Origin of the sequence: Rhizobium sp. ZPR4 (genome assembly GCF_040215725.1) — a bacterium.
In the GTDB taxonomy this organism is placed as follows: Bacteria; Pseudomonadota; Alphaproteobacteria; order Rhizobiales; family Rhizobiaceae; genus Rhizobium; species Rhizobium rhizogenes_D.
Genome location: NZ_CP157972.1, coordinates 30,796 through 43,684 on the forward strand (window position 1 = coordinate 30,796; position 12,889 = coordinate 43,684).

General features: G+C 59.1%; 10 protein-coding genes. 6 read left to right on the top strand and 4 right to left on the bottom strand.

Annotated features, from left to right (window positions below; all coding sequences use genetic code 11):
- Positions 1-572: 572 nt before the first annotated feature.
- From ABOK31_RS35445 to ABOK31_RS35455, 3 genes are all read left to right on the top strand, one after another.
- Complete coding sequence (locus ABOK31_RS35445) at positions 573-1,427, top strand: DUF932 domain-containing protein (protein WP_349963346.1); 855 nt, start codon at positions 573-575, stop codon at positions 1,425-1,427.
- A 597-nt stretch (positions 1,428-2,024) separates the two neighbouring features.
- A complete protein-coding gene (locus ABOK31_RS35450) occupies positions 2,025-3,116 on the top strand; it encodes an AraC family transcriptional regulator (protein WP_349963347.1) in 1,092 nt (363 codons plus the stop codon).
- 33 nt (positions 3,117-3,149) lie between these two features.
- Positions 3,150-4,295, top strand: a complete 1,146-nt coding sequence (locus tag ABOK31_RS35455; RefSeq protein ID WP_349963349.1) for an acyltransferase — start codon at positions 3,150-3,152, stop codon at positions 4,293-4,295.
- 1,131 nt (positions 4,296-5,426) lie between these two features.
- On the opposite strand, the gene ABOK31_RS35460 is transcribed toward ABOK31_RS35455, so the two are convergent.
- Positions 5,427-5,807, bottom strand: coding sequence for a hypothetical protein (locus ABOK31_RS35460; protein WP_349963350.1), 381 nt, complete (start codon positions 5,805-5,807; stop codon positions 5,427-5,429).
- Positions 5,804-6,508, bottom strand: coding sequence for a ParA family protein (locus tag ABOK31_RS35465; protein WP_349963352.1), 705 nt, complete (start codon positions 6,506-6,508; stop codon positions 5,804-5,806). Before ABOK31_RS35465 ends, ABOK31_RS35460 begins: the two co-directional genes overlap by 4 nt.
- Positions 6,509-7,018: 510 nt before the next feature.
- Between ABOK31_RS35465 and ABOK31_RS35470 the strand changes: the two genes are divergently transcribed.
- The 3 genes from ABOK31_RS35470 (at position 7,019) to ABOK31_RS35480 (ending at position 11,990) form a co-directional block, all read left to right on the top strand.
- Positions 7,019-7,471: a hypothetical protein gene (locus ABOK31_RS35470; protein WP_349963353.1), complete on the top strand. Its 453-nt coding sequence runs from the start codon at positions 7,019-7,021 to the stop codon at positions 7,469-7,471.
- Positions 7,468-11,109: an LPD7 domain-containing protein gene (locus tag ABOK31_RS35475; protein WP_349963355.1), complete on the top strand. Its 3,642-nt coding sequence runs from the start codon at positions 7,468-7,470 to the stop codon at positions 11,107-11,109. Before ABOK31_RS35470 ends, ABOK31_RS35475 begins: the two co-directional genes overlap by 4 nt.
- A 743-nt stretch (positions 11,110-11,852) precedes the next feature.
- Positions 11,853-11,990: a hypothetical protein gene (locus ABOK31_RS35480; RefSeq protein ID WP_349963356.1), complete on the top strand. Its 138-nt coding sequence runs from the start codon at positions 11,853-11,855 to the stop codon at positions 11,988-11,990.
- A gap of 128 nt (positions 11,991-12,118) precedes the next feature.
- Here the strand turns inward: ABOK31_RS35480 and ABOK31_RS35485 are convergent, their stop codons facing one another.
- Complete coding sequence (locus tag ABOK31_RS35485) at positions 12,119-12,322, bottom strand: cold-shock protein (RefSeq protein WP_349963358.1); 204 nt, start codon at positions 12,320-12,322, stop codon at positions 12,119-12,121.
- Positions 12,323-12,516: 194 nt separating this feature from the next.
- Positions 12,517-12,735 carry a hypothetical protein gene (locus tag ABOK31_RS35490; RefSeq protein ID WP_349963359.1) on the bottom strand — a complete coding sequence of 73 codons (219 nt, stop codon included), beginning with the start codon at positions 12,733-12,735 and terminating at the stop codon, positions 12,517-12,519.
- Positions 12,736-12,889 lie beyond the last annotated feature (154 nt).

The following is a 12,889-nucleotide window of genomic DNA, read 5'->3' on the forward strand; positions in this document are numbered from 1 at the left end:
GGGGTATCGGTCACGCTAATTGCTTTATATAGCGAAAACGCAGTATGCGCAAAGTATATGGGCGCGATCATTGCGGCGGAAGGTCTGCCTGTTTGCCGCAATCTCCAGCCCTGGACGGTTGGTGTCATCATTGGCACGTCGCATGTGCGACCGCGCGCCTCAGCCTGCGGCACGGAACCAGCCAGAGACCTGTTTCCGCCCGGTCGGGTGACGATCGCATCGTGCGGGCCGCTTGCGCAGCGTCATGACGCCGGCGCGCGACAAATGCTGGCACATTTGCACTGACACCGGCAGCATCTTTCCTTCCGTCGGGAAAAGAGGAGCGCTGCCCTCTCTTCCCAGCAAGAACAAAAAGCCGCTTCCCCATCCTTCGGGCGGCGCCCTGCAGGACGATGGCGCTGTCGGCGCCATCGCCGCTCCGGCCGGCCGCTTGATGCGCCCGGCCTCCGGGTGGGTGATCCCCCTCGGCTCTTTCTTCTTGCCCCCTTCTCTCCCGCTGGTCCGCCCGAGCTCGGGAAGCAGGAGCGGGGTGCTCCCGCTTCGCGAGACCAAAAGAAAGAAAGGACAAGCTCATGACGATCTATACCGATACCGCCCGCTATGACACAGGCCGCGCCATGACCGAAACGGAACTGCGCAAGGCCGCTCCCTCGATCTTCGCAACGACTGCCCATGAAAGCCGCTCCGAGCGCTTCCAGCCCATTCCAACGATTGATGTCCTGCGTGGCCTCATGAAAGAGGGCTTTGTCCCTGTCGGCGCAAAACAGTCGTCGAGCCGCATTGCGGGAAAGGCTGATTTCACCAAGCATCTGATCCGCCTGCGCCGTATCGATGACGGCAATACCTACCATGTCGGAGACACCGTTTGCGAAATCTTGCTCAAGAACGCCAATGATGGCACCAGCGCCTACGAGTTGTTGGCGGGCCTCTTCCGTATCCGCTGCCTGAATTCGCTCGTGACACAGACCGGCACCATCGATGCCATCAAGGTCCGTCATTCCGGCGATGTCGGCGCAAAGGTCATCGAGGGAACCTATCGTGTTCTCAATGAAGCAGAACGCACGCTTGCAGCGCCGCAGGACTGGTCGGCACTCAAGCTCAATCGCGACGAACAGCAGGTGCTGGCCGAAGCCGCTCACCTCTTGCGGTTTGGTGATGGCGACGGCGAGACAAAGACTCCTATCAAGCCGGAACAGCTTCTGATCCCGCGCCGCATCGATGATCGCGCCGATGATCTTTGGACCACCTGGAACGTAGTTCAGGAGCATAGTCTGAAAGGCGGTTTGCGCGGCATTGGCCGTGACGATCTCGGCCGTCCTCGCCGCGTCAAATCCCGTGCCATCAATGGCATCGATCAGGAGATCAAGCTGAATAAGGCGCTGTGGCTGATCGGCGAGCGGATGGCGGCGCTGAAAAGCGCCTTTTGACGACATCTTCACCCGGCGGGGCACATTCGCTCCGCCGGACTCATACGCGCGGATCCGCGTTCGCATCGGCTCCGGTTCCGGTCGTGCCGCATCGAGCGGCGCGACCGGAAGACAATGCGAGCTTGCTCACACGTCACGCAAGGTGACTTGCGTTCGCTCATTCGAATCGTCGATAAGAGGACAAAGATTTTGAGGCAGAAGCAGGCGCGCCGTGCCAGCCGGCGCTACCGTAAAAGGCGGCCTTTCCGGCCGTGGCAACCGCTTTGCTTCCAACACCAGTGATTACTCCATGTGGTTTCGATCACTGAGCGTAACTCCAGAAATAAAGAGAACCTGCACCAACTAGGCACTGACTATACGGGTTCAACTCTTTAGGCCATGAACCCATAAATCTGCCGGGTTGACGCCCGGTGGAGTCCGCTTTGCCGTGATAACCGACGTGTTGTTGCATAGCGTAAAACGATACGATGTGCTAACAGGCGACGTTAGTAATCGGACGGTCAGACGTACATCGATATGCCGTTTCTCCTTCTTGGAGTGTATCGAGGCCTTGCACCCGGTTATTGTTTAAGCCAGATAAGTTTTGGGAGTTCGCCAATGCTGCTCGAAACCGGGTTCCGAGGTGGCGCATTGGCGCTGCTCGGCTTACTTGCGATCATTGGTCTTCCTGGCACGCTTCGATCACCGATCGGTCGTGCCACACTGCTATTCGACCTTTGTGTAATAGCGTTCCTCATCGAAACAGCTCCCGGAATACACGAAAGGCTCGTCTGGTGGATCATTCCACTCCGGATTCTCAGCAACTCAACCGCAGGTGTTTTCGTCGCGTGGGCCGAGACGGTCTTTGTTGATGCATCCCAGTCGACGCTACGGCGGTGGACGGTTTTCGTTGCTTTCCTGCCGCTCGCAGGCGTGGCAACCCTATCCGGGTCAAGCTTAGCGTGGAATGCCACGCATGCGGCGACACTCATCGTGGTGGTCATCGAAACCGCTCGGGTCCTTGCAGGACGTAAAGCAGATTTAGTTGAGGGGCGACGACGTTTTAGGATCATTTTCGTCTGTGCTGTGGGTCTGGTAATTCTGGCAACAACGATGCTCGACGTAGCCGGCGTCCGTTGGCTCCCCGGTCTCTCGGCCGTGCTGGGCTTGGCCACAGTCGCCGCGATGATGCGTCTGCGTCCCGTCATGCCTGAGCCAACGGTTGAACCGCCGCCAGCCACGTCCGGGGGTCTTACTATCCCTGTCGCGGCAACGGACATGAGTGCTGAGGAGCGCCAACTGGTCGAGCGGCTGCGGCGGGCGATGGAGCAGGACCGTGCCTACCGTGACTCGGATCTCTCGGTGGATCGACTGGCCGAGCAGTTGGGAGTTCCTGAATATCGTCTTCGGCGAACGATTAACGGGCGGCTCGGCTATCGGAACTTCACTGATTTCGTGAACGAACACAGGTTGAAGGAGGCGCGGGAGGCGTTGTCTGATCCCGCGCAATCGCGCGTCCCGGTCCTCACAATCGCTCTCGATGCCGGCTGGGGATCGATCGGTCCGTTTAATCGCGCCTTCAAGGGGCAGACCGGCCAAACGCCGACTGAGTTCCGCCGTCGCGCACTGGCCGATTTCGCAATCGGCCATATTTTGCCAGAATCGGCCAGGTCGGACGCGACTTCTGGCGAGACCCCGGCCTCGGCGTAAGGCCTGATCCAGGCGCAAACCGGAGGACAGGTCATGCCTGGAGAGAGGCCTAACCATCGCCTTTTATATATAGACAACCTGCGTTGGTCAGCGATCAGCATGGTCGTCGTCATGCACGCGGCAGTGACCTACTCGCCCTTTGGCGAGTGGTACTATCGCGAGCATCCCGAACTGAGCATCGGAGCGAAGATTGCCTTTGCTGCCTATCAATCCTTTCAGCACGCAGTCGCAATGGGCTTGCTTTTCGGCATCGCAGGCTTCTTTTCGGCCGGCGCCGTTGCACGCAATGGCGTCCGAAGCTTCATGCGCGAGCGGCTACAGAGACTTGGCCTGCCATTGCTGCTTTATATGACCTTGATCGGTCCGCTGACCGAATATTTCGTCGCAGGGTCGTGGCGGTCGAACCCGCCGCGAACGTTCATCCAGGACTGGTGGCTGCACTTTCGTTCCGGGGAATTACTCGACGGCTCGGGGCCTCTATGGTTCTGCCTTGTACTTCTGCTCTTCTCGGGCACTTACGCAGTGGTGTGCCAGGCGCGCCCGATACAGCCCGCTCCGAGTCATCCGCCTTCGGCAGGGGTGATGTTAGGTTACGCGAGCCTGATTGCTATTGTGACTTTTGTCGTCGGCGCAACATTTCCGAATGCGACGACTGTTCTCAATGTCGATGTACACGACTTTCCGCAATACCCATTAATGTATGCCGCCGGAATTGCCGCGTGGAAAGCTGACTGGTTGCGCCAGATACCATCATGCGTCGGAAGGCGTTGGTTGTGGAATGGTCTTTGGATCGGTGGTGCCGTGTGGATCGTCCTGGTCGCTGCGGGCGGCGCCATGAGTGGCGACATCTCCCCCTATGGCGGGGGATGGCACTGGCAGGCTGCCGGCATGGACGCTTGGCGCTCATTCACCTGTCTTGCTCTCTCGCTAGGGATGATCGTCCTCTACCGAGACCGCTTTGACGGCCAGGGACCCATCGCTCGCTTCCTCACGCGTAATTCGTTTGGCGTCTACGTCTTGCATGCGCCGATCTTAGTCGCGATTACGCGGTTGCTGCACTTTTTATCTGCTTCCACTGCCCTCAAGTTCGCCCTCGCCAGTCTGGGCGGCGTTTTGGCAAGCTTTCTTATTGTCGGCTTTGTGGCCCGGCGAATACCTGGTTTGCGCGCAGTTCTCTGAAAGTCGGTTGTGGGTCAATCGCTGCACGGGCGACAAGTAGGAAGTCCGACCGTGTTTGCAATCCCGCGGAAAGCGGAAAGGAAAATCAGAGTATTAGCTGGTTCGCAATAGGCCGGTGTGGGTTAGCAAGACTGGGATCGCGGAGACCTTGACCGAGTCAAAAGGTGGCGATTTTGCCAGCGGTGTCGCAGGAATGAAGAAGGCCGAGGCGGCAGCCTAAGCGGAGCGTCAGATTGGAGGCACCGGCTGGCTTCCCGGGCCGGTTCGGATCGCGGACCTCGAATCTTGCGAGGCGGAGGACGACGACAGCGAGCTGATGGACGCCGCCGAGTAGAATGAAGGAGCCGGTCGCGGCACCCCCGCGACCGGCTCGACAGAAAGACGAACGGCCTGCAAAGCTGAACTCTATCTCGTGACACCGTTAGCATCCGCACCGCGATGTGGCCAGCGCGACGATGCGACCTTGGCGGATCGACCGCCGCGGTCGCAGCAAGAGGACCCCGCAAGCCCGCGTCCTCTCACACTCTCCCCCCACCCGAAATTTTCCGTCTGGCTGCGATCGAGCCGATAGGACACGGAAACCCGTCGGACGGAGAGATGCGTTTGCTATCTCTCATTCATTTATGAGTTGCATTTGCTTTTTTAACGCGAGATTGTCGGTGTTACTCGCGGTGGCATGGATCGGGGGGATAGTTCAGCGCGCATCGCGCCGGGTCGCATCCGGTATATCCTTTTGCACGCATGCGGATATCCCCCTGGAGCGATCCATTTTCGCAAGCGAGGGTAGGCGCACATCGTTGCGCTTGGAACCGTATCGACCTCCTGCGTCCGAACCTCGTGAATTAACATGGACTGAAGGTTTTCCAGCCGCAGCGCCGTTGGGCGGCGCGTCCGCGGCCGGAGCGACTGGTAAGGAGCGGAGCAGGCGGAGGCAAACCGCGCTTCCCAATAGCGCTGAAGGTTTTGCCGGAGCCTCGTGGGAAACCTGCTCTGTGACCCATGCTCCAAGACTCGTTCCAGCTCGGCAAGATATTCGTCGACCAATTTTTGAAGCGCGCTATTCCTGCGCCAATCGGACGCTCGTTTCCGTCCGGTCTTGCGCGGGCACTGGGACTGCAACCTCCTTTGCGGCTATGATTTCGGCCTCTGGTTCAGATAGGCACGCAACGCTTTGTCGACCACTTGCGAAACTCGCAATCCATCCTCGGCGGCCGCCACCTTGATCGCTCTGATGACATCCCGGCCAACATTCACCTGAAACCGTGTGGTCTCTGCTGCATTGCCATCCTGGGAATGGCAAAGATCGGCATCTTCACTGTCGTGTCCGTCCGCGGCGTGACCATAGAGGGCCGGCTCTCCGGCATGCTCCGCTTGCTGTGAGCCCTGGGTTTCGTCTGCGGGTTTGACGAACATGTCATCGTAGCGTTTGAGCTGATCTGTCGTATCGCCGAGAAGGTCGGTTAGATCTGTGATACTACGCTTGCGGCGCCCGAGTTCTCTAAAATCTGTCATCGGGAGAGCCTTCTAGATTGGTCCGCCGGCAACTCGTCTGTCTTTATCGCCTCCGTGATGTCGTTCAGCAGCTGCACGATGTTGGCGCGTCCCTTCTTCACCTGTTCGGCCTTGGATGGATCTTCGGATATTTTCTCCAGCGTGCCGGAGTTAAGATAGAACTGCTCGTAGATTTTGCGGGCTCTTACGAACGTCGGCAGGGTCGGTAATTTGTGGGCGCGGATGAGTTCGATGGCGTCCTGGAATGCCTTGGTGTTGAGATCGATCCCCTCGACGCGGTTGAGCACCAGGCGAAGAGGCGCTCGCTTGAGATTGCGTGCCCACTCGAACAGCTTGATGGTCTCGAACATTTCCATGACGTTGCCTTTCGCCGGCACGATGGTGAGATCGCTTGCAACGATGGCGGCGGTGAGGAGCTCGTTCATGGATCCTTGAACGTCGATCAGTGTGATGCCTTCACCGGTTTTGGAAATGGCCTCGACGAGCTCCTGTTGGGTCGCCGCCTTGCTGGCGGTGATGCTTTCGGGAAGGGTGCCGGCTTGACGGCAACGGTTCACCCATTGAAAGCAGGAATACTGCCTGACGTCGGCGTCGATAAGGTGGATGTTGGCAGACGCGGGTGCGAGCTCTGATGCAACGAGTGCACAAAGTGTGGACTTGCCAACGCCGCCCTTGGAGTTTGCGAAAGTCAGGATCGTCATTGTGGGATGGCTCCTCTAACGGCGTTGCATGAATCTCCCGTAGACTTTGCTATATATGTGATCCATTTTCAAGCGTCCGCAGTTTACGAGCTGCGACGACTACGGGCCGCGCCGTCACTTCGCGTCCTCCTCACACCCCACGAAGTGCGGGGAGTTTGCGCAGTGCACAGGGTTCACATGGCGCCTTGAGTGCGCAGATTTTGTGTCGTGGGCGGGGTTCATGGAGTGCGTGGAGCGCATGCACCTCCCACAGTGCACAAGCTTCGTGTAGTGTGCGTAGTGCGTTGATTTTAAACAGATTTATTGCAAAAAGTGAAGTTAAGTGGATGGCAGGGATATACGATTTGTGATACAAATCTGCCACGCCACGATAGCGGCGTTCGTGTCGCGACAAAGCTTGCGCTTTGCGCTGGCTTGCTCCGGCAGTCTCTCGATCGAGACCGGAGCAACAAGGTTGGTTGATGCTCGCATTTGCGAGTTGGCCAGTGCTGAAACTGGGGATTTGGCTTCATGGCAAGGGTCGCAAAGGCACGGAGTTCGCGGACCGGAACGTTGCACGTGCGGCTTACCGAGGCAGAGCTTGCGGGATTTTCGGCCTTCTGCACCGGGCGCGGCGTCACCCTGAGTGAGGGCGCGCGACGCATGGTACGGGCCGCCTGCGGCTTTGGGCCAACCCATGACCACGAGACGCGTGATGCCATTCTTGAACTTGCCTATCAAACCCGAGCGATCGGCGTGAACCTCAACCAGGCAGTCAAAGCGCTCAATCGTGGCAAGCTGCCGTCGGACGCGGCGCTGAAACAGGGTCTTGCGCGGATGGCGCAAGTATTATCGATCCAGGAGGAGCTTTATCGATCGCTCTGCGGCCGCGCTCGAGACGCAATGGCTCGGGCGATCGAGCATGATGCAGACGTCGGTGGCATCGCCATTGGAGCTGGCATCGCCAGGGGAACGGATTCATGATCGAAGCCAGCTTCCTTGACGAGCTCGGGCTCGACGATCTGCTGGAACGGATGAAGCGGCGCAGGCGAGCGCTGCAACAATCGGACATGGATGCGCTTGCGAGCTACAGCGGGACGCCTGCCGCAGCCCGTCCATTGCGCATGACGCTGGGTCTCGGGAGGGACGAGGAGGAACGGTGGCGCAAGCGTCGTCGCTGGAGCCCGGGCACGTCCGCGGGACCGGCGCACTTATTAGGATCAACCCCGGCGTTTTCGGCGGCTGCGCCAACGTCGCTGCGATCGGCTGCCGACATGCGCCAGGGATTGGCGCGTGGGTCGCAAGGCGCCATGGTCAAACTCGTCAGTTATGCCAGCGGCTCATCGCGCACGAGTGCGCTTCTCTCCTATCAAAGCAGGCAAGGGCAGGTGACCCTGCAGCGAGAGGATCACAGTGAGGTCAGCGGCGCCGAGGCCGTGCGGGCATTGGCGAACGAATGGGCCGACGCTTCCGCGTATCGGGCGCCCTCGAACGATGTTCTCATGCTGAAGCTCACACCGGACTCTTTCGTCGAGCCTGATGCGGTGGATGCCGCGCTCAGACAGGGACTTTCGGGTCATCGTTATGCATGGACTGTCGGCCGGGATACGGCCGGGCGCCAGCGTATCGATGTCGTGATGACGGCGGCGAGCAGCCGGCGCGAGGTTTCGGAAACCGGAAAGCGCGGCAGATCGTACCGTGTCTTTGATACCCCTACATCTCTCCGCGGGTTGGAGCGGCGGCTGGACGAAGCCTTCGGTCAATCGGTTGACATGGAGGAGCGCGGTTTTGCCCATGGCGTCGAAGGTGCCGCGCGGTACCTGTCGCGGCTGACATCCGGAGGGCGAGAGGAGGCGCATCTGTCCGATGGAAAGATGCTGCGCGGACACGAAGCCAATCTTGCGGCTGCACGTTCCTGGAAGCGGGACATGCGGTCCCAGGAGCAGAGGGATGTAGCCCATATCGTTCTCAGCGCCAGGCCGGGCACGGACACGGCGGCATTTGTGTCGGCTGCTCGTGCGACGCTCGAAACCGAGTTTGCCGGTCATGCCTTTGCCTTTGCGTTGCACCAAGACAGCAAGCACGTCCATGTTCATGCGGTGGTCCGGCTGACGTCCGATATGGGCCGGCGGTTGCGGCCTGGCATTCAGGATTTCAAGCGCTGGCGCGAAACGCTGGCGTCGAAGGCGCGTGAGCGCGGAATTGCGATGGAGGCGACAAGCCGTTTCGAGCGCGCCAATCCACCGAGCTACAAGCTGAAGGATATCCGCCGGGTGGAGAAAGGGATCGCCTCCGAACGCGTGCGCCAGCGCGTGGACGCCGTCAGGACAGGCGCGGTTCATGTTCCCCTGCGGGAAGAGGGCAAGCGCCGCGCGGTTGCTGTCGCGCAAGGGTGGAGTGAGGTCGCTGCAATCGCATCACAGGCGGTTCCTGAGGTGCCAGTGGAGCCAGGTGTGTTGCGTCTCTACCGGGCGGAACGTCCGGGAACGAGATCATCGGCGGCCATATTTACGCGCGATCGTGCCGAGGCCGTTGAGCTTGCACAGAGCCATGGCGGGCTACTCGGTTACGTCGATGTCGGGCCCGCCGACATGCACCGGATTACGCCGGCACGGTCACAATCCAATTCCCATACCGGCACTGGCGCTGCCAGCCGTTTCGTCGTCTCGCGCGAGCTTGCCGATACAGTGCGTCCTTTGCCGCCGGCCGAGGCGGAAACAGCGACCGTGCTCGAATTCCGCCGGCGCAGTGAGACGGCGGTCCGCTTGATGGAGCGGTTCGACCAACGCAGCGCTCACGAGCAGGATTCACACCGTGAACAGGGCGATGGCAGCCTGCAGGGTAGGGGATCGCAAATCCCGGCACCGTTGGCCGAGAAGCGCCTGAGAGAACTGGTCGATCAATTTACGAAGGAGGCAGGTAATATGGCAAATCTCAATGTGATGAAGACTTCGTTCGCCGACATGAACGAGCAGATGGAGATCATCAAGAAGCATCTGCCATCGGATCGGCAGCCGCAGATCGAGGAGTTGCACGGCAAGCTTCGCGACTCGCAAGCGCGCATGCTGGCCGTCCAGGAAGACATCGAGAAGAAGCGCGGCGCGGTCGAGGGCGACCGTTTTGTCGCACCTGTCAAATATGAGTTTCGCCAGTTCGTGGCTGAGGAACGCGGCGCCGTCATTCGTTATGTCACCCATAAGGAAAGCGGCAGGCAAGCCGTTGCCTTTACGGATCATGGCGACAAGGTCGAAATCAACACATGGAAAGATCGTGAGGCAGTGCTTGCCGCCATGCAAGTTGCCTCGCAAAAATGGGGTAGCCTGGCGATCAGTGGCACCGAAAGCTACAAGAGCCTCGCCATCGAGCTTGCTGCCGAGCACGGATTCAAAATCACCAATCCCGAGCTTCAGGAAAAGCTACTGGCCGCGAATGAACGAGTGGCGCAGCAACGCGACGCCAGTGCCGGTCTTGCGCCAGGCGTGGCGCAGACGGAGAACGCGGCCGGTGTACCCGGAATGCCTCAGCGTGATGTGGCTGCTCCGGCACTGACAACAGCCGAAGCACCCCCTATGACCCAAGCAGAGCCGGCCGCTTCGGTTCCGATTGTGGATGGCGACAAGATCAAGCCGGCTGATAGCGAGCGCGCTTCGACCCTTGCGGCGATGCGCGCGGCTGCGGAAAAATGGGGTACCATCAACGTGAGCGGTACCGCCCGGGACAAGGCCATCGCCGTAGAGCTTGCCGCCGAGCATGGGTTCAAGATCACCAATCCGGAGCTCCAGGAGCAACTGGCAGCCGCGCGGGAAAAGGTCGAGGAGCGCTGGCGCAGGCAAGAGGCGCGCGAACGGAAGGTCAGCGGCTTTACCGATGGATCGATGGCTCAGCCGATTGAGAACAGCCAGGCGACACCCGTCAGCGGCCAGACCCGTTCGGCGATCTCGGGCGTTTATCTTGAACATGGCGCCTCCCATTACGACAACGATCCCAAGAACGAGGTGACCCCGCATGTCGATCTCAAGCGTGAGGATGGTCGACGGATGCGCGTCTGGGGCATTGGCTTGCCGGATGCGCTCGACAAGGCGGGTGTTCAGACGGGCGATACCATCAGCCTGACGGTGACCGGCCGGGAAACCGTGGAAAAGGACGTGCGGGTCATCGACAAGGCGACCGGCGAAGAGCGGCTCGAGCGCCGGCCGGTGCAGCGCAATGTCTGGGAGGCGACTATTACCGCGAACGCCGGCGCCTCTCAGGAAGCAGATCCGATGGCGCGCAGCGATGCCGAGATTGCGGTCAACCTGCAGGTGGTGCGTAAGCGCACCGAAGCCGAAGCCCAGCGCGAAGTCCGCCAGGCCGACCGAAGCTCCGCCACACATGAGCGGCCGTTCGACGGCGGTGGTAGCGATCACGCCTATCGCACACAATCCGAGGCGGCGTCTGCGGTCCGTGCCGAGCGCTCCATCGAACAGAACCCGTCAAAACCGATAGCGACCGACATCAATCAATCGCCCGAGATCGAACGACAGCGCCAGGCTCAGCAGGAATTGCTGAACGAAAAGCAGGCGAACCGTGAGACGGAAGCGAGGAAGGATAGGGAACGTCACAAACCGAAGAACCGGCAGTGAAAAGGATTTTTCCCCAAACGCGGATTGCGACCATAGCCCATGCTACCTCACAGGGTGGGTGCGTTCATGTCGGGGTGAAGCGTCCGACGACACGTTGATTGGGGCGTTGTGCCGCCGGACACTGCATGGACCGGATTTGGGGGTGGCGTCCAAATCCGGCAACAGATACTGTGCCACTTACCGAAGGTTTAGTTAAGCTGCCCGAATGGATGGGCGAGGTGTCTCCTCTCAAGCTCAACCAGTTGTCGAACATTCACTGGTTTTTCGAGCTGTCCGATTAATTTGACCGCTGCATCGTGCCGTCTGGGATAGGAAGCGACTACAACCATTGAATACATTAGAGTTTGCGATATATCTGCGGAGATACGACGCAGCACTGGTGGCCAATGGCGCGATACAATTTTAAGGTACGAGATGAATTCAAACGAGTTTTGGCGAAAAGCCACATTGATGAGGACGATCAACTGACGGCCTGCAGAGCCGTTGCCATGGCGCTTGCCACGTTTGCCTTCAATGCGAAAACGCCTCCGAGCACATCGGTGGAGCTCGAAGATTCGTCGGGCAACCGCATTGCTGTCATCACCCTGCTCGTCGAAACCTGAGGCACCTCGCAGTTGCTACCATGACCGCAGGTCCGCGGCGACGCATTCATCGAATGGTCGCCACAGGGCTTACAGGCGCGCCCCAGCCGCCTTGATACGCTCAAGGATCTCAGGGTCGCATTGTGAGTCGACGAGGAATTGATGGATGCCGCCTACTCGCGAGCGAATGTCAGCAAGGAAGTCCTGAAGGCATTCGATCCCACGATCGGTGAAGGCGATGATACTCTCGTCCGATCCATCGCTGACATGGATCATGTCGCCCTCATCGATATTGTCTGAATTTCGGGTGATTTCCGCCAATATCGATGAGGGTGGCGACGTATTCCATCGCGTAAAAGAGAGTTGGGCGAGCCATTCAACAAACCTCTCAGCCGCTTTGAAAGCACTCAGCCTCTTAAGTGAAAAAGCTAGAGAATGCGGACGTTCTCGGCCCTCATCTTCCCGGTCCGACGATCTTCACCGAGATCATAGGCGACCTTGGTGCCTTTCTCGAGCGCGCCACCGCTTTGCAGTGCGGAAATGTGAACGAAGACATCCGTCTCACCATTGTCGGGGGCGATGAAGCCGAAGCCCTTTTCATTGTTGAAGAATTTGATGGTACCGACCGGCATGAATGTTCCCCACTTTGCTCCCCCGACAGGCTGCGATGATGCAATCTGCGATGAATTCCTATTATCTGCATCACGGACTTGCAAATACTTAATTGAGCCAGCGCTTAAATAGCGTCGGCGTCATCGAACCACACTGTCCGAATTATTCTGTCGTTGCCTGGAAGCGGTTCTTGGGGCTAACAGTCTACACCAAATCAGTGCAAGCGTGTCGAGGGTGACGTCTTCGCATTATCACCAATAACATTGTCCATGTAGTCGTCGGCGAGTTCCAGCAGAGCTTCCGCTATGGTTTGAGGCTCCCATCCAGCCTCCAGAAGCTCGTTCACTGCGACATCAATGGTCTTACGGAGTTGCTGACGGCAATGTTGTTTCGATGCATCTGCAACATCGATCAACCGTTGTTTGCCTGGCATGATACGCCCTCCTCGACGACGGCAACGCCTATAGTTGTCGTCAACATATGGCAGAAGTAGTTGCTGACAACTCCTGTGACGCCATTTTATAGAAGCAGTTTCCTTCCCGCTCGCGGACGCGACCAACTCCTCACCAAATTCTACAATGGGTTGT